Here is a 20,031-nt window from a genome sequence, read left to right as displayed (position 1 = left end):
CCCGAGGGCCCGTCCTGAGGGCGGGGTGCTACGCCAGCAGTTGATGGCGGGCGAGATCCCGATACAGCGTCGTCGACTCGATCAGCTCGGTGTGCGTGCCTCGGCCGACGACCTCGCCGTGCTCCAGCACGATGATCACGTCACTGTCGACAACAGTCGAGAGTCGATGGGCGATCACGACGAGTGTGCGGTCGGCGGAGACGGCGTCGATCGCCGCGCGCATGCGCTGCTCGTTCACACCATCGAGCGATGAGGTCGATTCGTCCAGCAGCAGTATCGGTGCCTCGGTGAGCAGTGCGCGCGCGATCGCGAGTCGCTGACGCTCACCGCCCGACAGCATCACACCGTCCTCACCGACCGGCGTCTGGAGGCCGAGCGGGCCGCGTTCGAGCACATCACCGAGGTTGACCGCGCGAAGGACGCGCTCGCAGTCGGCATCTGTGGCATCGGGGGAGGCGAGCCGCAGGTTGTCGGCGAGCGTGCCGGCGAGGGTCGGAGCATCCTGCTCGACGTACCCGAAGTGCGCACGCAGCTCCGCGCGAGGATAGGTGCGGATGTCGTGGCCGTCCAGGCGGATGGATCCGCCGGTCGGATCGTAGAAGCGCTCGATGAGCGAGAGAATGGTGCTCTTCCCGGCACCGCTCGGCCCGACCAGCGCCACCCGCGCCCCGCGCGGGACGTCGAACGTGACGCCGCGGAGAACGTCGCGGTCAGGCTGATCGAGGTCGACCGCACTCTCTGCCGCGCGCTCGAGATGCGCGTCGACGAGGAGCGTGCGGGCCTCGTTCGCGGCCGCCTCACGCGCCGCGATCACGGTGTCGGGGTACCGGAAACGCACGTCGCGGAAGGAGAGAGCAGGCGCAAGCCCGCCCTCCGAGTCCGCAAGCCCGCCCTCCGAGTCCGCAAGCCTGATCCCTGAGCTCCCTCGTCCGATCCCAGAGCTCCCTCGTCCGATCCCTGAGCCTGTCGAAGGGGCCGACACCGACGCCGCGATCGTGGCATCCTCCTGGTCCTCCGTGGGAAGGTCGAGGACTTCCTGGATGCGTCCGAGGGCGCCGAGCGCCTGGTTCACCGAGGTGATCGCCCCGAACGTCGTCGCGAGCGGCATGAGCAGCATGAAGAGGAACAGCACGAACGTGACCAGCGAGGCGACGGTGATGGCACCCGCTGCGACGCGGAACCCACCGACACCGAGCACGGCGAGAAGGGAGAGTTGCAGAGCCACGCCCGAGATCGGCACGACAAGCGCTGAGACCTTCGCGATGCGCACTCCGATGCCGTAGGCGTCGTCGGCGAGCGCGGAGACCTCTTTCGTTTCGCGATCCGTCGCGCCGGACGCGCGCACGGTGCGGATCGAGCCGACGGCGCGCTCGACGGCCGACGCCAGTTCACCGACCTTCACCTGTTGAGCCGAAGACGCCGTGCGGATGCGACCGCCGAGCAGCACGACGACAGTGAGCGAGAGCCCGACGACGACCACGATGATGAGCAGCAGGACCGGATCGATGATGAGCATCGCGATCAGGGCTCCGAGGAACAGGAGCGCACTGCCCACGGCATCCGCAAGCCCCTGCGTGAGCACGGCGTACAGCAGAGTCGTGTCGGTGCCGACGCGCGAGACGAGGTCGCCGGTGCGGCGTGCGTCGAACTCGCGGATCGGCAGGTGCAGGATGCGGGCGATCAGCTGGCGCCTGCTGGAGAGCACGACGGCCGTGCCGGTGCGCTGGAGCAGGTAGTGCTGGTATCCCGAGATCACCGACGAGATGATCACGAAGGCGACGAGCGCCCACACGAGGATGCCGAGGGTCTTGTTCTCTTGGACGAGGGCGATCACCTGCCCGACCAGCAAGGGCTGCACCAGCGATGTCGCGGCGCCGATGACGCTCAGCACGGCGACGACGATCAGCGTCCTCTTGTGCTCGAACAGGAAGGGGAGGAGCTGGCGGAATGTGGCGCGCGGGCCGTCCTGCTGCGCACCGCGTCCACGTCGGCGAGTGAGCGCCGTGCGAGACATACGAGACCTCGATCTGAAGAAAAGGGGGTTACCTACGACCGTACTTCCTGTGCACGGCCTGTTTCGTCACGCCGACGGCGCTGGCGATGGCCTGCCAGGAGTATCCGCCCAGTCTTGCGCGGCGCACCTGTGCTTCTTCCGCACGCGCGATGGCCGACAGCATCCGGCAGACTGGGCGGATGCTGCATGCCCCCAAACTCGTCGCGGGCGACCGCGTCGCCATCCTCTCGCCGGCCTTCGCCGCTCCGGCTGTCGCCCCGGAGCTGCACGCGCAGGCACTGCGCCGGCTGACCTCGCTCACAGGCCTGATTCCGGTCGAGTACCCGACCACCAGCCGACTCGACGCATCACCCGAGGCGCGCGCGGCTGATGTCAATGCGGCGTTCGCTGATCCTGGCATCCGTGCGATCCTCGCAACGATCGGCGGCGACGATCAGATCCTCGTGGTGCCGCACCTCGACGGTGCGCTCGCGCAGGCCGACCCGAAGCCCTTCGTCGGTTACAGCGACAACACGAACATCTCGAACTGGCTGTGGGGTCTCCGCGTCGCGAGCTTCTATGGCGGTTCGACAGCCGTGCACCTCGGCCCCGGCCCTGCCGTGGACGACATCCACCTGCGTTCACTGCGCGCTGCGCTACTCGACGGCGGTGAGATCGAACTGACCGAACCGGGGGAGTCCGAAGACAACGGCAGGCGTTGGGAGGACCCTCGTGCGCTCACGGAGTACGGCGACCGGGTTCCGACGGAGCCCTGGGTCTGGGCCGGGCCCGCGAAGCGCGTCGAAGGCCGCACGTGGGGCGGATGCCTCGAGGTGATCGATGGACTGGCGATGGCCGATCGCCTACCCGCCGCGGAAGACCTCGAAGGCGCGATCCTGCTCCTGGAGACGAGCGAAGAGCGCCCGCCAGCCGGCTGGGTGGCGCGTTGGTTGCGGGGCCTGGGGGAGCGCGGCGTCCTCGCGGCTGCCGCGGGTGTCGTCGTCGCCCGTCCGCCCGTCAGCGACTTCGAATTCCACCCGACGGCGGAGGTAGCCGATTCTCTGCGCGCCGACCAGCGGGATGCAGTCATCGAGCAGGTTGCCCGCTACAACCCAGACGCCGTGGTCTGCATCGGTGTGCCGTTCGGACACACCAGGCCGCAGTGGATCGTGCCCTACGGCGGACGGATCGTGCTCGACGGAGCGCAGCAGATGGTGTTCGCGGACTACCGGTGACTCACCAGAGAACGGCGATACCGGCGTTGACGAGCGTGAGAACGCCGACAAGCCAGAACATGGCGGGCGGGATGCTGCCGGACTTGCGCTGCTTGGACAGGCCGATGCCGAGGAGAGCGCCGATGATGAGCAGAACCACGAGCTTGGTGCCGATCTTCGCGTAGTTCATCTCGGCGCCATCGGGCAGGCCCCACGGCGCCGCGAGGATCAGACCGCCGACGGCGGCGATCGCCATTCCGGCGTTCATCAGGCGCGTGAACTCACGCTTTCCTCCGAACGCCTGCACAGCCCAGCTTCCGAAGAGTGTGGCGAAGCCGATGAGGTGAACGAACAACACGATGTGGCGCAGGGTCTCCATGCGCTCAGGCTAGGACGGCGTGGCGATTTCCGCCACCAAGGCGAGCCTCAACCGCGCAGTGCCTTGATGACCAGTGCCGTCCGCAGCGCGGCATCCGCAGCCTCGGCGCCCTTGTCCTCCTTCGAGCCCTCGAGCCCGGCGCGATCCAGGCCCTGCTGTTCGTCGTCGAGGGTGAGCACGCCGAAACCGACCGGCTTGCCGGTGTCCAGAGCCACACGCGTGAGCCCGTCAGTGGTCGCTGCCGACACGTACTCGAAGTGCGGCGTATCGCCGCGGATGATGACTCCCAGTGCCACAACAGCGTCCGCGCCGCCGGCGAAGGCCGCCTGCGCCGCGACGGCGAGCTCGAACGAGCCGGGCACGCGCACGGTCTCGAACGAGGCACCGGATGCTGTCAGCACCCGCTCCGCGCCGGCGATCAGTCCGTTCGTGATGACGTCGTGCCACGTGCCGGCGATGATGAGGACTCGGAGTCCTGCGCCGTCGATCTTCTCGCCTCCTTCGGCTCCTGAGCTTGTCGACGGTGCTCCTGCGCCGCTCATGCGTTGTCCTTTCCCTGCGCGAGGGCCGCGGCGAGCTCTGCTTCGCCGATGATGTGGCCCATGCGGTCGCGCTTGGTCTCGAGGTATTGATGGTTGTTGGGGCCGACGCCGACGATCAGCGGCACCTGCTCGACGACGTCGAGGCCGAGTTCGCGCAGCTTGCTGACCTTGTCGGTGTTGTTGGTCATCAGTCGCACCTTCGACACGCCGAGGTCACTGAGGATACCGGCCGCGGCCGCGTACTCGCGGGCATCGGCGGGCAGCCCCAGGGCGAGATTGGCATCGACGGTGTCGAGCCCGTCCTCCTGGAGGCTGTACGCGCGCAGTTTGTTGATCAGACCGATGCCGCGTCCCTCGTGGCCGCGCATGTAGATCACGACACCGCCGTCCTGTTCGATGGCGTCGAGAGCCGCCCGCAGCTGCGGCCCGCATTCGCACTTCAAGGACCCGAACGCCTCGCCGGTCAGGCACTCCGAGTGCACGCGCACGAGCGCGGTCTCGTCGAGCTCGCCGGAGACGACGGCGATGTGGTCGGTACCGGTGACGCGGTCCTTGTAGGCGAGGAAGCGGAATGCGCCGTGCTCGGTCGGAACCGTGGCATCCGCCCGCAGGCTCACTCGGCGGCGGCCTGTTCGCGAGGAGGTGATCGGGCCATCCAACGGGTCGACCTCATCGAGATGGGCGATGAGCTGCTCGATCGTGATGACCGGCACCGCGTCGCGCGCGCCGAGCTCCTTGAGGCCGGGCAGGCGCATCATGCTGCCGTCCTCGGCGACGACTTCGGCGATCGCACCGATCGGCTGGAGCCCCGCGAGTTTCATGAGGTCGACCGCAGCCTCGGTGTGGCCGCTGCGCTCGCGCACGCCGCCGTCGACGGCGCGCAGCGGAAGAACGTGCCCGGGGCGGATGATGCTCGTCGCGGTGGATTCCGGGTTCGCGAGCACGTTCAGAGTGTGCGCGCGATCGGATGCGCTGATACCGGTCGTGACGCCCTCGGCGGCATCCACGCTCACGGTGTACGCCGTGGAGCGAGCGTCCTCGTTCGCCTCGACCATGGGAGGCAGGTTGAGATGGTCGGCGAGGTCGGACGGCATCGGGGCGCAGATGAACCCCGATGACCATCGCACCGTCCACGCGACCCATTCCGGCGTCGCGAGCTCTGCCGAGAGGATGACATCGCCCTCGTTCTCGCGGTCCTCGTCGTCGGCGACGATGACAGGGCGACCTGCACGCAGCGACTCGAGAGCTTCTTCTATGGTGGCAAGGCTCATCGTGAGCCTCCTTCCGAGACAGCCCGGAACGCCAGGAGGCGCTCGACATGACGGGCGAGGATGTCGGTTTCAAGATTGACGCGGTCGCCGACGCCCCGGCTTCCGAGGGTGGTGGAGACGAGCGTCTCGGGGATCAGCGAGACCTCGAGCCAGGCTGCCTCCGCGGTCGCCTCGCTCACGGCGCTGACGGTGAGGGACGTTCCGTCGATCGAGATCGACCCCTTGTCGACGACGAGGGGTGCGAGGTCAGCGGGGACCTCGACACGCAGCACGCTCCACTGATCGCCCGGTCGCACCTCGACGATGGTCCCGGTGCCGTCGACATGCCCCTGGACGATGTGACCGCCCAGGCGACCGCCTGTCGGCATCGCCTTTTCGATGTTGACGCGGGTGCCGACGGATGCCGAGGCGAGGGCCGACACATCGAGTGTCTGCTTCATCACATCGGTGTCGAAGGTGTCCGTCGTCGAGCCCACCACTGTCAGGCAGACGCCGGAGACGGCGATGGATTCGCCGTGCACAGCATCCTGCACGGCTTTCGGCGCTCGAACCGTCAGACGCCAGCCGTCCCCGGACGCTGTGATGGCGGTGATCTCGCCGATCTCCTCGATGATTCCGGTGAACATCAGGGTGTTCCTTCCTGGGGGTCGTCCTGGGTGACGCGCGCGATCGCGAGCAGGTCCGCGCCGAGCGGCACCCACTCGTCGATGGCCAGGCGTCGAGCGGCGTTGATGGTCGGTACACCGATATCGGTGAGGGCGAGGCGCTCGCCGCCGAGCAGCACCGGCGCAACGTACGCGAGGATGCGATCGGCGAGACCGGCGGCGATGAACGCGCTGGCGAGCGTCGGTCCGCCTTCGACGAAGACGCTCTGGATGCCGCGGGCATGAAGATCCGCGATCACGGCTTGAAGATCGTGCGTGTCGTAGAGCAGGGGTTCGTGCGGGTGGCGGCGCACTGCGGCATCCGCCGGCGTCTCACGTGCGCCGATCACGACGGGTACCGGCTGATGCTCGAACAGTGCGTCGCCGTCGCGTGCGGTCAGGGCGGGGTCATCGGCGAGCACGGTGCCGGCGCCGACGACGATCGCATCCGCCGCTGCGCGGCGGCGGTGCACGTCGGCCCGGGCCTCGGGGCCGGTGATCCACTGGCTGGTGCCGTCGTCGGCGGCGGCCCGGCCGTCGAGGCTCTGCGCCCATTTGATCGTGACCTGAGGGCGGCCGAGCTGCTGCGCGGTCAACCAATCGGAGATCAGGGCGCGCGCGGCATCCGCCTGTTCGCCGGCTTCGACCGCGACACCCGCGTCGCGCAGACGTGCGGCTCCTCCACCGGATGCGACTCCGGGGTCGTCTTGCCCGTACACGACGCGTGCGACGCCCGCTTCGATGAGGGCGGCGGCGCACGGACCGGTGCGACCAGTGTGGTTGCAGGGCTCGAGAGTGACGACGGCGGTGGCACCGCGTGCGGCACCGTGCGGCAGTTGGGAGAGCGCGTCGACCTCGGCGTGCGGGGTGCCGGCGCCGTGGTGCCAGCCCTCGGCGATGACGTCGCCGGCGGGGGAGAGGATGACGGCGCCGACCTGCGGGTTGGCGCCACGCGGTCCGCGCGCGGCGAGTTCGAGTGCGTGCGTCATCGCACGGCGCTCTGCCTCGGTCACTGCCATCCGTCGTCCTTCGTTTGACTCCGGGGATGACAGACTGCGCGTCGCCGCGCATCGTGCTGCCTCCCTTCCGGACTAGTGAGATTGCTCTCACATCACCGTCGGTCCCGGAATTTCACCGGATCAGCACGTCGGATAACCGACGTGCTCGCGGACTGTCACCGCCGGTTCGGATTCACACCGACCCCGGAGCACGTTGATGCTCAGTGTAGTCAACGCGGGAGCGCGTGTTTCATTCCGCGTCGTTGGAGACTGCACACACGCCGGCGACGGCATCCAACGAGCGCGCCAGAACGGGGCGCGGATCAAGCGCGTAGCGGCCATCGCCGAAGAGCTCGATCGTGGCGGCACCCAGGTAACCCTGACGATCAAGCGCTGTCACGATGTCACCGAGCGGCAGGCACCCGTCGCCCCAAGCGAGGTGGCCGGTGGGTGACCCATCGATCAGATGAACGTGCCGCACTCGGTCACCGAGCGCGGCGAAATAGTCATCGATCGAATCCCCTGCGGCATTCGCAGCCACGGTGTCGAGCACGACGCCGAGCGCAGGAGAGGCCACCTGCGAGAGCATCAACGCGGCGTCATCCGCCGTGACGACCAGATTCGATTCCACGCGCTGCAGCGGTTCGAGAACGCAGTCGAGGCCGAGCGCGGCCGCATACGCGGTGATCTCGCCCAGGCTGTCGGTGGCGCGAATCCACGCCGAGCGCCGGGGCTCGTCTTCCTGGCCTCTGCCGGAGGTCAGGAGCAGCCTTTGGGCGCCCAGTTCGATGGCGAGCTGTGCGGCGCGGTGGAAGGTCGAGATGCTCGCCGCCCGCCAGGTGTCATCGGCCGCAGCGATATTCACGGGATACATCACCTGCTCCGGTGTGAAGCACACGATCTCCAGACCACGATCGGCCGCCAGCGAACGAATGCTGCGCGCATCGCCGTCACTGAGCAGGTCCACGTGCGCGTGCGGCGCGACACCCCACAGCTCGACCTGCGTTCGATCGAGCGCGGCGAGGTCGTCGAAGCACTGTTCCAGCGAATGGTGCTGATAGGCGAAATTGGATCCGCACACGCGATCGACGAGCACGGACGTCACTTCCCGATTCCCTCGGATAGGCCCTTGATGAAGTACCGCTGGCTCGCGAAGAACATGACGATGATCGGGAGGGCGGCCACGACCATTCCCGCGAACACGACCGGGTAGTCCGTGCCGTGTTTGCTCATCAGGCTGGTGAGGCCGACCGGCAGGGTCTGAACGGTCGTACCGCTGGTGAACACCATCGCGAACAGGTATTCGTTCCACGCGAACAGAACGTGCAGGATCACCGTGGATATGATGATCGGCTTGCTCATCGGCAGCGTGATGCGCCAGAACGTCATCCACCGGCTCGCGCCATCCATCTCTGCGGCTTCATCCACCTCACGCGGCAGGTCGATCATGTAGGCGCGAATGAGGAATGTGGTGAACGGGATGCGGAACGCGGTGTAGAGGATCAGCAGCGCCCAGAACGTGTTGTACAGCCCCATCGCCTGGAACATACGCACAAGCGGGACGAGTGCGACCGCGGGTGCCAGCATGAGACCACCCAGGATGACGAAAGACGCTGATCGACCGAAGGGCATTCTGACGCGGGTGAGACCGTACGCCGCCCACGCACTGATGAACACGGTCGCGATCGTGGAGGTGACCGTCACGAGCACGCTGGCCATGAGGTAGTCGCTGACTCCGCGATTCCATGCGTCGGCGTAGTTCTCCCAGTCGAGCTGCAGCGGGAGCGCGAAGGGATTGCCGAACAGCTCGGTGTTCGTCTTGAAACCGTTGAGGACCATCCACAGCAGCGGATAGATCACGACGACGGCGAGGGCGAGCAGGAACGACCAGAGGAAGACACGACCGATTGCGGCGACGAATCCGGTGCGGGACATCAGAAATCCACTTTCTTGCGTCGGGTGTACCAGAGTTGTCCGAGCGCGATCACGAGTGTCACGAAGAAGATGACGGTGGCGATCGCCGCGGCGTATCCGAAGTCGTTGCGAACGAATCCGCTTCGGTACAGCCACGTCGCCAGCACCTGCGTCGAGTTGTTGGGCCCGCCGGTCGTCATCACCATCACTTCGTTGAAGACCTGGAACGCGCCGGATACGGTGACGATGACCATGAGTCCGGTCATTTCGCGTACGAGAGGAACTGTGACGTGGAAGAACCGTCGTACGGCGCCGATGCCATCGAGAGCTGCCGCTTCGTACAGCTCCGTCGGCACGCGCTGAATGGCGACGGCGAACAACAGAGTGCAGTAGCCGAAGCCCTGCCATTGGCTCATCGCGATGATCGAGACCATCGCGGTCGATTCTTGGCCTAGCCAGGGCTGTGTGAGCGCATCCAGGCCCACCGCATCGAGAGCGTGATTGAGGAGCCCGAGATTGGGTTCGTAGATGAAGTAGAAGAGCAGGCCCGCGACCGTGAGCGAGACCGCGGAGGGAACGAAGTAGATCGCTCGAAGAGCCTGCCGCCAGCGCGTGCTCCTCAGGCTCTCGATCATCGCGGCCAGAACGAGCGCACCTCCCACTTGGAAGACGATCGAGAGCACCGCGTAAAGGATGTTGTTTCCCAGCGACGTCCAGAACACCGGGTCGTGGGCGAGCTTCTCGTAGTTCTTCAGCCCGACGAACTCCGATGCCCCGGAGTAGATGTCCCACTCCTGCGTCGAGAACACGAGGTTCTGCACGAGTGGCAGGTAGACGAAGACGCCGAGCACGACGAGCGCCGGCAGCACCCACGCCAGCGACACCAGACGTCTGGCCGTGCCACGTGCCGCGCGCCCGCCCGCGCGCCCGCCTCTGCCGGACGTGACGATGGCTTCAGTGAGCGTCGGGGGCTGACGCAGGCCGGCCCCCGACGGCACCTCAACGGGCCGAGTCGTTGGCCGCTCGGACACTGTCGAGCACTTCCTCCGCGCTGGTGCTGCCGCTGATGATGGCTTCGCCGCCGGCAAGCCAGGCATCGGCGACTTCGGGAACGGTCACGGTGTCGAGCCAGCCGATCAACTGGGACGCCTCGTTGACCAGAGTGATGCCTTCGAAGACTGCCCGACTCGAGGTCTCTTCCGTGACGGCGCCCACGACGGCGCTCGGCTGCCCGTACGGGGCCGCAGAGAGTGCACCGGCGTTCTCGGGTTGGGTGACGAACTTCATGAAGTCCACCGCGAGCGCAGCTTGCGGGGAACGTGCGTTCACCAGGTAGCCCTCGGGGGCACCCTCGATCGCCCCGAGGTCGCCCGCGGCGCCCTCGGGTGCGGGCAGAGGGAAGAGACCGAAGTCATCGGTGGTGAGCGTGGAGCCGTCCGCGGTGACCGTGTCGAATTCAAGGACCTCTTGGTAGTACATGGCCGCTCGCCCGCCGGCGAGCGCCTCTTGCGCGGTCGTGTACAGAACACCGTTCGTGCCGTTTCCGGAGTCGGTGCACTCATTCACGAGGGTATGAAGCTGTTCGAGGGACTCGACGTAGCCCGGATCATTCCATTCCGCCTTCTCGGGATCGAAATCATCCCGGAGCACATCACTGGGAACGTTGTAGGCGAACAGCTGCTGCAGGTAGTGCAGTGCAGGCCAGCCGTCCTTGTTGCCGAAGGCGATGGGCTCGTACCCCGCGTCACGCAGCGGTGCGCACGTGTTGATGAGTTCGTCGAATGTCGTCGGTACATCCACGCCTGCCGCTGTGAAGGCGGTCTTGTTGTATCCCATGAACTTGCCGTTGTTGTAGAGCGGAATCCCGTAATACTTGCCGTCGCTCTCGAAGGCGGACAACGACGCTTCGCCGAAGCGATCACCCCACTCGGTGCCGGGCGCGATCTGGTCCGTCAGGTCGGCGGCGAGACCTCCGTCGATGAAGTTCTGGGCCCAATCACCCGTCCAGGTGAAGTAGATGTCGGGTAGCGCCTGCGAGGCCGTGAGGGTCTTGGTCTTGTCCTTCACCGACTGATCGGTCTCTTGGATGAGTTCGATCTCGACATCGGGATGCTCGGCGTTGTAGGCGGCAGCGAGATCTTCGAAATAGGTCTGGAGTGGATCGCCTCCGAATTTCGTCAGGATCGACAGCTTGCCCTCATACACCGGCTCGGCGTTGATATCCGCAGTCGGAGCGGGGGTACTGCCGGCACAGCCGGCGAGAAGGAGGGCGGATGCCGCGACGGCCGCGGCGATCGGGAGGGGGCGAGTCAAGCGCATGGTCTGCCTCTCTGCAGTGCGGACGTGTTCCGCGTGGGTCGCGGGTACTGATCCGCCATGGAAATGTCGGTGCGTGCTTGTCGAGTGAGTGTAGCGAAAACCTGGTACCGGTACCAGTGTCAATTTTTCGAATAGTCGATCCGAGTCAGATCTGGCCCTAGAGCAATAGTTGACTGGTGCGCATTCCATGTGTCAGCATTTGGTCACACCTGATACCGGTACCACATTGCCACGGGCGAGATTCGACGCCCACACGAAAGGATCGATGATGCTCAAGTTCGACGAGAACGCTTTTCGCAACCAGATCGCCAGCGCGGTCGCGCTGCGTCCGCAGATCGAGGATCTGGTCGAGATGCTCCTCGCGAAGGGGATCGACAATGTGCTGCTCGTGGGAGCAGGCGGTACCTACAGCCAGATGTGGCCGTACGAGCTGATGGCGCGAGAGCGGTCCACACTCCCCGTTCGCTCTGCCATAGCGGCAGAGCTCGTCGTGACCGGCGATGCGCTCCTCGGAGAACACACCGCTGCGGTGTTCACCTCTGTCACCGGGACGACTGAAGACGTCATCCGCGCCATGGAGTACGTCACCGCTGCCGGTGCGACGACGATCTCGTTCACCGGAGCCGCGGATTCACCCATCGCGACTGCTGCACATCACGCGCTCGTCTCTGAGCCGAAGACCTGGCCGTTCGACATGCAACTGCTTCTGCTGATCGGTCGGCTGCTGGACAAGCGCGGGGAGTTCGACGGATATGCCTCGCTTGCCGATGAACTCGTGCATCTTCCGGATGCCCTCGTCGCCGCAGCCGAGCAGGCGGAGCCGCTCGCAGCGGCCTTCGCCGAGGCTCACGCGGATACCGACTACTACTTCCTCATCGGGGGCGGCCCGCTCTGGTCGTTCGCGTATCTGTACTCGATGTGCATCCTCGAAGAGATGCAGTGGCTGCGCACGACGCGCGTGCACAGCGCTGAGTTCTTCCATGGCTCTCTCGAGTTGCTCGAGGACGACACCTCGGTGATCATCTTCCAGGGGGAGGACCGGACGCGACCGCTGACCGACCGTGCGCAGGCCTTCGCCGAGCGCATCTCGAATGATGTCAACGTCTTCGACACCCGCGACTATGCGCTCGAGGGATTCAGCCAGGACAATCGCGCGCTGATCGCGCCGATCGTGCTCGACACCGTCATGGGACGGGTGAGCAAGCATCTCGAGCGTGTGCGGGATCACTCCCTCGACCTGCGCCGGTACTACCGCGTCATGGACTACTGAGGTGAAGGCGCGCTCGCCGATGCGCGTGCTGGGCTTCGGCGACAACATCGTCGATCGGTTTCTCGACCGGGCGATCGATTATCCCGGCGGGAACGCGGTCAACGTCGCCGTCTACACGCGGCGCCTTGGCGCGCACGCGGAGTATCTCGGGGTCTTCGGCGACGACGAACTGGGCCGCTTCGTGCGAGCGTCGATCGAGGATGCCGGCGTGCCCACTCCTCGGAGTGTGGTGCGCGCCGGTGAATCGGGTGTGACATGCCTTCGTGTCATCGACGGCGATCGGGTGTTCTTGGGCTGGAACGGGGGCGGTGTCACGGTCCAGCAGCCGATCGACCTCTCTGATGACCGCGCCGCGTACGTGTCTGCTTTCGATCTCGTTCATTCGAGTGTGTACTCGCGAACCGAGGAAGAACTGCCGAAACTGCGATCTCGCGACGTCCTCGTCACCTTCGACCTCTCGAGCGAACCGGAGTTCCGAGAGCCGAGCTACCTCGACCGCGTGGCGCCTTATGCCGATCTGGTCCTGCTCTCGTGCTCGGGAATGGCGGAAGCCGAATCATTCGCGATTCTCGAAGACGCCGTCGCACGCGGTGCCGGAATCGCGCTTGGAACGCGTGGCACGGACGGCGCTGTCGCGGTCGACGGCGTCGCACGGATCACCGTCCCGGCCGAGCCTGTCGACGACCGGGAGATCATCGACACCATGGGCTGCGGTGACGCGTTCGTCGCAGGCTTCATCGTGGACCTGTACGGCTCTGGTTGGCGGCGCGGGACGCAGGCCACAGCGTCCGACCTGCACTCCGCACTACGTGCGGGCGCCATCGCTGCGCGCGACCAGTGCTTCATCGAAGGCGCATTCGGCCACGGGCGCCCGATCGATGAGGACACCCCGGTTAGCATGTTGTGAGTCTGCGATGAGGAAGGGGACGAGGGCGATGGTCTCAGAACGCTCGGTCCCGCCGACCATCTCGGAAGTCGCCGCCGCTGCCGGTGTCGGGAGATCCACCGCGGCACGGACACTCGGCGGATACGGTTACGTCAGCCCTGAGTTGCGTGGCCGGGTCGCAGCGGCGGCAGCGCAGTTGGGATATCGGACGAATGCCTTGGCGCGCAGCATGTCGACAGGGGTGAGCCAGACCATCGGCGTGATCATCGCCGACATCGCGAACCCCTTCTTCGGGGGCGTCGTGCGCGGGATATCGGATGCGTCGAGAGCGCACGGTTTTGAGACGCTCGTTCTCAGCACCCACGAAGATCTCGCTGAGGAGATCGCCGCAACGGACGTCCTGATCGATAAACGTGTGGACGGGATCATCGTCGCCTCGGCCGCCCTCGATGCAGCCTCCGCAGGTCACATCCGTCAGGCAGGCGAGCACGGCATCCCTGTGGTGCTCGTGGATCGCGCTGTGGCCGGGCTCGATCTCGACGCCGTGGTGATCGACAACCGGTCCGCGGCGCGTGACGCCGTCGCGAAGCTCATCGCAGTGGGGCATCGTCGTATCGGGTTCGTGTGGGGCCCCCCGGTCGACGAACGCCCGCGTCGACGCCGTGAGCTGATCGATGTTGCGACGCGCAATCTGTGGACCGACGGCGAGCGTCTTCAGGGATACCTCGACGCGCTCGATGACGCGGGGATGGTGCTCGACACCGACCTGATCATGGTGGGGCGCAAGACGGAGGAGAACGCCGCGGTCGAGGTCGCCCGGATGCTCGCGTCGGACGATCCACCGACCGCTCTGTTCTGCACTGAGAACGACGCGGTCACGGGCACCCTGCTGGCATTGCGCGCAGCGGGCGTCCGAGTGCCGTCGGATGTCTCGCTGATCGGGTTCGACGACAACTCGTGGGCAGCGGTCATGGAGCCGCCGTTGACGATGATCGAGCAGCCGACTCTGGCACTGGGCACGCGGGCAGCAGAGGTGCTTTTCACGGCGATCGAGGGCGAACCCCGTGCGCCCGAGCTGCATACCCTGAACACACGCTTGGTCGAGCGCTCATCGGTGATGCCTCCGTCCACGCAAAATGATCGGTAGGCCCACTCACTTCAGCAGGCGCGAGAGGCGTCGGTCGGCGAGAACCTTGCCATCGGTCTGACACGTCGGGCAGTACTCCAGCGACCGGTCGGCGAAGAAGACGCTGCGGACGGTGTCGCCGCAGACCGGGCAGGTTTCGCCGCGCCGCGCGTGCACCTGGAACCCTGCGCGCTTGGCGTCCTTCAGGTCGGCCGGTGGCTTGCCGGATGCTGCGGCGACGGCATCCCTCAGCGTCGACTGCATCGCTGTGAAAAGGCGATCGATGTCGGTGTCATCGAGGTTGCCACTGATGGCGTAGGGCGACATCTTCGCCGCATGCAGGATCTCATCGCTGTAGGCGTTGCCGATCCCCGCGATCACCGATTGATCGCGCAGCAGGCCCTTGATCTGCATCCGGCGCCCATCCAGGAGCGCGGCGAATGCGTCGCGGGTGAACTCCTCGCTCAGTGGCTCGGGCCCGAGGCGCGCGATGCCGGGGACATCGTTAGGATCGCGAACGACGTACACCGCGAGTGACTTCTTCGTGCCGGCCTCGGTGAGATCGAATCCGCCGTCGTCGTCGAGCGCGACGCGCAACGCAATCGGTGACTTGCCCGGCTTGATCAGCGTCGTCGCCAACAGCTCGTACCAGCGCAGCCAGCCCGCCTTCGCGAGGTGGAACACGAGGTGCAGGTCCTCACCGCACGAGACCACGACGAATTTGCCTCGCCTGTCCGCTGCGGTGATCGTGGCGCCGTGCAGTGCGGTGTTCGGTGGGTCGTATGTCTTCAGCGCCGCGATCTCGCCGACGCTCGTGCGCGTGATCGCGTGGCCGACCGCGCGCTCGCCGAGGAAGTCGACGAGCCCCTGAACCTCCGGCATCTCCGGCATGCGCCCATCCTGCCACCTGGGCGCGACGTTCGGCAGGGCGTGTGCCGGGGGTCCGGGAGGTGGTCGTTCGTGTCGCTTCGCCGCGCCCGAGGCGGCACGAACGACCACCTCCTCGCAGGGCCCGATTCGGGAGGTGGCGGTAGGTGCCGCGTGGGCGCGCGGGAGGCGACACGAACAGACACCTCCCGCGCGTGCCGGTGCCCTCCGGATGCCGGTGCTGGCCTCAGCTGAGCGCGATCGGCCAGTCCACCGGCATCCGGTCGTCGGATGCGACCAGGCCGGCCATCCAGCCGTCGTCGCGGCCGCGCGGGCTGGTGAGCGCCTGGCGCATGAGCCCTTCGTATCGGAATCCGAGGGCGCGAGCCGTGCGCGCCGACGGGACGTTGCCCGCGACGGCGCGCCAACTGATGCGCGCGAGCGCGAGCTCGGTGAATCCCCACTCGATGACGGCACGGGATGCCTCGACCATGAAGCCCTTGCCGCGGGATTGAGCTGTCGCCCAGTACCCGAGTTCGGACGACGCTCCGCCATCATGCGGGGTGATGTGATGCAGGCCGACGACGCCCGTGAGCACCTCGTCATGGAAGGCGCCCCAGATCGCCTGACTGTCATCCGCCCACCACTGCGCGATGAGAGCGACGAAGCCCTCGCCGTGCTCGCGCGTGTACGGGCTCGGCACCGTCGTCCATCGCGGGATCTCCGGATCCTGGCACGCCGCCGTGATCGCATCGACGTCGTCCGCGGTCGGTGCTCGGAGGACGAGACGGTCGGTGTGCAGCGTGACGGGTTCCATCCCGACAGGCTACTGACGGGAGGTGGTTGTTCGTGTCGCCTCGGCGCCGCGGATGCGGCGCGAAGCGACACCTGCGGGTCGGGCGTGACCGGGAGGTGGTTGTTCGTGCCGCCTCGGCGCGCGGGATGCGGCACGAAGCGACACCTGCGGGGCCGGGCGGCGATGTCGGTCGCCACGTCTAAGCTTGCCTGGTGACTGTTCCCGGGATTCTGCGCGCCTTGGAAGAGGCCAGTGTGTACCACGACGCCCTCACCTGGGCGCAGACCGACGCCGACCTCGGGCTGGTCGACGGGCTCGATGCCCCGACGATCGCTGGCCTGCTCGACAAGCGCGCGAGCGCGGGGCGCCCGGCATCCCTCCTTGTCATCGCGCCGACCGGCCGACGTGCCGAGTCGCTCGCCGGAGCGCTCGGCTCGTTCGTTCCGGATGCGGAGATCCTCAGTTTCCCCGCCTGGGAGACACTGCCGCACGAGCGACTCAGCCCGAGTCCCGACACGGTCGGGCGACGCCTGGAGACCCTGCGCCGCATCACCACCTGGTCGGGTGATCGTCCGCTCATCATCGTCGCCTCGGTGCGCGCTGCGCTGCAGCCGATCGCCAGCAATCTCGGCGACACCGCTCCGCTCGCCCTCGCACTCGGCGCCCGCGGTCTGGAACTGGACGATGCCATCGAGCAGATCATCGAACGGGCGTACAGCCGTGTCGACATGGTCTCCCGTCGAGGCGAGTTCGCCGTGCGCGGCGGAATCCTCGACGTCTTCCCGCCGACATCCGAGCATCCGTACCGCGTCGAGTTCTTCGGCGACGAGATCGACCAGATCCGCGCATTCTCGGTCGCCGATCAGCGCTCGCTCCCCGGCGACGTCGACCTGGTCGAGCTCTCCGCGACCCGCGAGCTGCTGCTGACCGCCGACGTGCGCGAGCGGGCGCGCTCGCTCATCGCCGGGTTCCCCGCCATCGCTGGGATGCTCGAGAAGATGTCCGAGGGCATCCCCGTCGAGGGGATGGAATCATTGCTGCCCGCCGTGGGCGGACCGCTCAAGTCACTCGCGGAGTACTTCGCGCCGGGGACAGCCGTCGCGCTGGTGGATCCCGAGCGGGCGAGCGCACGCGCGCAGAGCCTCGGAGAGACGAACCGCGAGTTCCTGGATGCCGCGTGGAGCGCGGCGACGTCCGGAGCATCCGCCCCGATCGACCTCGGCGCAGGCGACTTCCTCAGCGTCGCGCGGCTGCGTGAGATCGTGCGCGAGCGCGACGGCGTGTGGTGGCGGCTGAGCCCGTTCGCAAGCGACGACGCGGATGCTGCGAACATCGACGCATCGATCATCCCGTCCTTCCATGGCAACGTCGACGGCGCGATCGAGTTCGTCGCTGCGCGTCTCGCCGATGGATGGCGCGTCGTGGTCGTGGCATCTGGAACCGGTCTCGTCGACCGCGCGAACGATGTGCTCTCGGACCGTGGGCTCGCGGCTCGCATCGTCGAGACGCTGACGGACGAGCCGGATGCCGGGGTCGCGACGCTCGTGCTCGGGGCCCTCGAGTCGGGGTTCCAGGTGCCAGAGGCGAAGCTCGCCGTTCTCACCGACAACGAGTTCTACGGTCGCACGATCGGCGGCGACCAGCGCGTCGTCAAGAAGCTCGCCTCGCGCCGTCGCAACGTCGTCGACCCGCTGCAGTTGAAAAACGGCGACCATGTGGTGCACGCGACACACGGCATCGCCAAGTTCATCGAGATCACGCAGCGCGAGGTCTCCACCGGTGGTCGCAATGCCACCAAGACCACGCGCGACTATCTCGTGCTCGAGTACGCGCCCTCCAAGCGCGGATACCCGGGCGACAAGCTCTACGTGCCGACCGATCAGCTCGACCTGCTGTCGAAGTACGTCGGCGGCGAGGCGCCCACGCTGTCGAAGATGGGCGGCAGCGACTGGTCGGCAGCCAAGGGCAAGGCGCGCCGCGCGGTGCGTGACATCGCTGTCGAACTCGTGAAGCTGTACTCGGCGCGCATGGCTGCCAAGGGCTACGCGTTCGCACCGGACTCCCCATGGCAGCGTGAGTTGGAAGAGGCGTTTCCGTTCGCAGAGACGCAGGACCAGCTGCAGACCATCGATGAGATCAAGGCCGACATGGAGCGGGAGATCCCGATGGATCGCCTGTTGTCGGGCGATGTCGGCTTCGGTAAGACCGAGGTCGCCGTACGTGCCGCGTTCAAGGCGATCCAGGACGGCAAGCAGGTCGCGATGCTCGTGCCGACCACGCTGCTGGTGAAACAGCACATGGAGACCTTCACCGAGCGCTTCGCCGGGTTCCCCGTGAAGGTGAAGGCGCTGTCGCGATTCCAGACCGACAAGGACGCGCGCCTCACGCTCGAGGGACTGCTGGACGGCTCGGTCGACATGGTCATCGGCACCCACCGCATCCTCACCGATCAGGTGATGTTCAAAGACCTGGGGCTCCTCATCATCGATGAGGAGCAGCGCTTCGGCGTCGAGCACAAGGACAAGCTCAAGAAGCTGAAGACCAACGTCGACATCCTCGCCATGAGCGCCACGCCCATCCCCCGAACGCTCGAGATGGCGGTCACCGGCATCCGTGAGATGTCGACGCTGGCGACGCCGCCCGAGGACCGGCATCCGATCCTCACGTTCGTCGGCGCCCGCAGCGACAAGCAGATCGCGGCAGCCATTCGACGCGAGATCCTGCGCGAGGGCCAGGTGTTCTTCGTGCACAACCGCGTGCAGTCGATCCAGCGCGTCGCATCCGAGCTCGCCGAACTCGTGCCCGAGGCGCGCATCGCCGTCGCGCACGGCCGGATGGGCGAGCACCAGCTCGAGCAGGTCGTCGACGATTTCTGGGAGCGCAAATACGACGTGCTCGTCTCGACCACGATCATCGAGACCGGTCTCGACATCTCCAACGCCAACACCATCATCATCGACAAGGCCGACAAGTACGGGCTCAGCCAGCTGCACCAGCTGCGCGGACGCGTGGGACGCGGGCGCGAGCGCGCCTATGCGTATTTCCTCTATGACGACTCGAAGCCGCTCAGTGAGACCGCGGCCGACCGCCTCCAGACCATCGCGATCAACAACGACCTCGGCTCGGGTATGCAGGTGGCGCTGAAGGACCTCGAGCTGCGCGGCGCAGGCAACATGCTCGGCGGCGAGCAGGCGGGGCACATCGCCGGCGTCGGCTTCGATCTGTATCTGCGCATGGTCGGCGAGGCCGTGGCGACCTTCCGCGGCGAAGACGTCGAGACCGGCAATGAACTACGGATGGAGCTGCCGGTGGACGCGCGCATCCCCGAGACCTACATCGACAGCGAGCGCCTGCGCCTCGAGGCGTATCAGAAGCTGTCTGCCGCTGCCGCCGCGACGGCGAAGGACGATGCGATCGACCTCGTGATCGAGGAACTCACCGACCGATACGGCACCCCGCCGGAAGAGGTGGAGGGCCTCGTCGCCATCGCGCGTCTGCGTCGCCGCGCGGCGCGTGCCGGGCTCGCGGACGTCGTCGCGATGGGGTCGAACCTGCGGGTGGCACCCGCGCGCCTCGAGGATTCGATGAAGGTGCGGCTGCAGCGCCTGTACCCCGCGGCGAAGCTCGTCGGCGGGGGAGAAGCACTGGTCGTGCCGCTCCCGCGCCCCGGCGGCGAACCGCCGACGGATGCCGGCCTGCTCGAGTGGGTCGCGCAGCTCTTCACCGCGCTGTTCCCCGAACCGGTCGCCGCGGCCTCATCGCCTGCGGCATCCTGATCGCCCGAGAAGCACGACGACCTGCCTGAGTGGTGC

18 protein-coding genes and 1 riboswitch are annotated in these 20,031 nt (G+C 66.8%); of the genes, 5 read left to right on the top strand and 13 right to left on the bottom strand.

Annotated elements, in window-relative coordinates:
* Positions 1 to 28: 28 nt before the first annotated feature.
* Together J1M43_RS11910 and J1M43_RS11905 are read right to left on the bottom strand one after the other, a co-directional pair.
* Positions 29 to 2,014 (bottom strand): ABC transporter ATP-binding protein, encoded by a 1,986-nt coding sequence (locus J1M43_RS11910; RefSeq protein ID WP_206476805.1) that lies wholly within the window; start codon positions 2,012 to 2,014, stop codon positions 29 to 31.
* Between the two features lie 28 nt (positions 2,015 to 2,042).
* Positions 2,043 to 2,177 (bottom strand): hypothetical protein, encoded by a 135-nt coding sequence (locus J1M43_RS11905; RefSeq protein ID WP_374058523.1) that lies wholly within the window; start codon positions 2,175 to 2,177, stop codon positions 2,043 to 2,045.
* Between the two features lie 16 nt (positions 2,178 to 2,193).
* Between J1M43_RS11905 and J1M43_RS11900 the strand changes: the two genes are divergently transcribed.
* Positions 2,194 to 3,228, top strand: coding sequence for an LD-carboxypeptidase (locus J1M43_RS11900; protein ID WP_206476804.1), 1,035 nt, complete (start codon positions 2,194 to 2,196; stop codon positions 3,226 to 3,228).
* Between the two features lies 1 nt (position 3,229).
* Here J1M43_RS11900 and J1M43_RS11895 read toward each other — a convergent pair whose 3' ends face one another.
* From J1M43_RS11895 to J1M43_RS11855, 9 genes are all read right to left on the bottom strand, one after another.
* Positions 3,230 to 3,586, bottom strand: a complete 357-nt coding sequence (locus J1M43_RS11895; protein ID WP_206476803.1) for a Fe-S protein — start codon at positions 3,584 to 3,586, stop codon at positions 3,230 to 3,232.
* Positions 3,587 to 3,633: 47 nt separating this feature from the next.
* On the bottom strand, positions 3,634 to 4,128 hold the full coding sequence (gene ribH, locus J1M43_RS11890) for a 6,7-dimethyl-8-ribityllumazine synthase (RefSeq protein WP_206476802.1): 495 nt from the start codon (positions 4,126 to 4,128) through the stop codon (positions 3,634 to 3,636).
* Complete coding sequence (ribA, locus tag J1M43_RS11885) at positions 4,125 to 5,399, bottom strand: GTP cyclohydrolase II (RefSeq protein WP_206476801.1); 1,275 nt, start codon at positions 5,397 to 5,399, stop codon at positions 4,125 to 4,127. Before ribA ends, ribH begins: the two co-directional genes overlap by 4 nt.
* Entirely contained in the window at positions 5,396 to 6,025 is a 630-nt protein-coding gene (locus J1M43_RS11880; RefSeq protein ID WP_206476800.1) for a riboflavin synthase, read from the bottom strand. Before J1M43_RS11880 ends, ribA begins: the two co-directional genes overlap by 4 nt.
* Entirely contained in the window at positions 6,025 to 7,062 is a 1,038-nt protein-coding gene (gene ribD, locus J1M43_RS11875; protein WP_206476799.1) for a bifunctional diaminohydroxyphosphoribosylaminopyrimidine deaminase/5-amino-6-(5-phosphoribosylamino)uracil reductase RibD, read from the bottom strand. Before ribD ends, J1M43_RS11880 begins: the two co-directional genes overlap by 1 nt.
* A 49-nt stretch (positions 7,063 to 7,111) precedes the next feature.
* Positions 7,112 to 7,258, bottom strand: a riboswitch (FMN riboswitch).
* A gap of 33 nt (positions 7,259 to 7,291) precedes the next feature.
* Positions 7,292 to 8,146 carry a sugar phosphate isomerase/epimerase gene (locus tag J1M43_RS11870; RefSeq protein ID WP_206476798.1) on the bottom strand — a complete coding sequence of 285 codons (855 nt, stop codon included), beginning with the start codon at positions 8,144 to 8,146 and terminating at the stop codon, positions 7,292 to 7,294.
* Entirely contained in the window at positions 8,143 to 8,976 is an 834-nt protein-coding gene (locus J1M43_RS11865; RefSeq protein WP_241245225.1) for a carbohydrate ABC transporter permease, read from the bottom strand. The genes J1M43_RS11870 and J1M43_RS11865 overlap by 4 nt, the downstream gene beginning before the upstream one ends.
* The gene (locus tag J1M43_RS11860) at positions 8,976 to 9,986 is read right to left on the bottom strand and encodes a sugar ABC transporter permease (protein ID WP_307823422.1); all 1,011 of its coding nucleotides are present in this window, start codon (positions 9,984 to 9,986) and stop codon (positions 8,976 to 8,978) included. Before J1M43_RS11860 ends, J1M43_RS11865 begins: the two co-directional genes overlap by 1 nt.
* A complete protein-coding gene (locus J1M43_RS11855) occupies positions 9,955 to 11,274 on the bottom strand; it encodes an ABC transporter substrate-binding protein (protein ID WP_206476796.1) in 1,320 nt (439 codons plus the stop codon). Before J1M43_RS11855 ends, J1M43_RS11860 begins: the two co-directional genes overlap by 32 nt.
* 268 nt (positions 11,275 to 11,542) lie before the next feature.
* Between J1M43_RS11855 and J1M43_RS11850 the strand changes: the two genes are divergently transcribed.
* Genes J1M43_RS11850 through J1M43_RS11840 form a run of 3 tightly spaced genes read left to right on the top strand, consistent with a single transcriptional unit; the run spans position 11,543 to position 14,577 of the window.
* Positions 11,543 to 12,544, top strand: a complete 1,002-nt coding sequence (locus tag J1M43_RS11850; RefSeq protein ID WP_206476795.1) for an SIS domain-containing protein — start codon at positions 11,543 to 11,545, stop codon at positions 12,542 to 12,544.
* A gap of 1 nt (position 12,545) precedes the next feature.
* Positions 12,546 to 13,451, top strand: a complete 906-nt coding sequence (locus tag J1M43_RS11845; protein ID WP_307823421.1) for a PfkB family carbohydrate kinase — start codon at positions 12,546 to 12,548, stop codon at positions 13,449 to 13,451.
* A gap of 28 nt (positions 13,452 to 13,479) precedes the next feature.
* Positions 13,480 to 14,577, top strand: coding sequence for a LacI family DNA-binding transcriptional regulator (locus J1M43_RS11840; protein ID WP_206476794.1), 1,098 nt, complete (start codon positions 13,480 to 13,482; stop codon positions 14,575 to 14,577).
* A gap of 6 nt (positions 14,578 to 14,583) precedes the next feature.
* On the opposite strand, the gene J1M43_RS11835 is transcribed toward J1M43_RS11840, so the two are convergent.
* Positions 14,584 to 15,447, bottom strand: a complete 864-nt coding sequence (locus tag J1M43_RS11835; protein ID WP_206476793.1) for an Fpg/Nei family DNA glycosylase — start codon at positions 15,445 to 15,447, stop codon at positions 14,584 to 14,586.
* Positions 15,448 to 15,670: 223 nt separating this feature from the next.
* On the bottom strand, positions 15,671 to 16,240 hold the full coding sequence (locus tag J1M43_RS11830) for a GNAT family N-acetyltransferase (RefSeq protein WP_206476792.1): 570 nt from the start codon (positions 16,238 to 16,240) through the stop codon (positions 15,671 to 15,673).
* A 191-nt stretch (positions 16,241 to 16,431) separates the two neighbouring features.
* Here J1M43_RS11830 and mfd point away from each other — a divergent pair, with 191 nt between their 5' ends.
* Positions 16,432 to 19,995 (top strand): transcription-repair coupling factor, encoded by a 3,564-nt coding sequence (gene mfd, locus J1M43_RS11825; RefSeq protein ID WP_206476791.1) that lies wholly within the window; start codon positions 16,432 to 16,434, stop codon positions 19,993 to 19,995.
* The last annotated feature ends 36 nt before the right edge of the window (positions 19,996 to 20,031 follow it).

This window comes from Microbacterium sp. KRD172, assembly GCF_017168295.1.
GTDB classification, from domain to species: Bacteria; Actinomycetota; Actinomycetes; order Actinomycetales; family Microbacteriaceae; genus Microbacterium; species Microbacterium profundi.
This window is presented reverse-complemented; position numbering and strand designations above follow the sequence as displayed.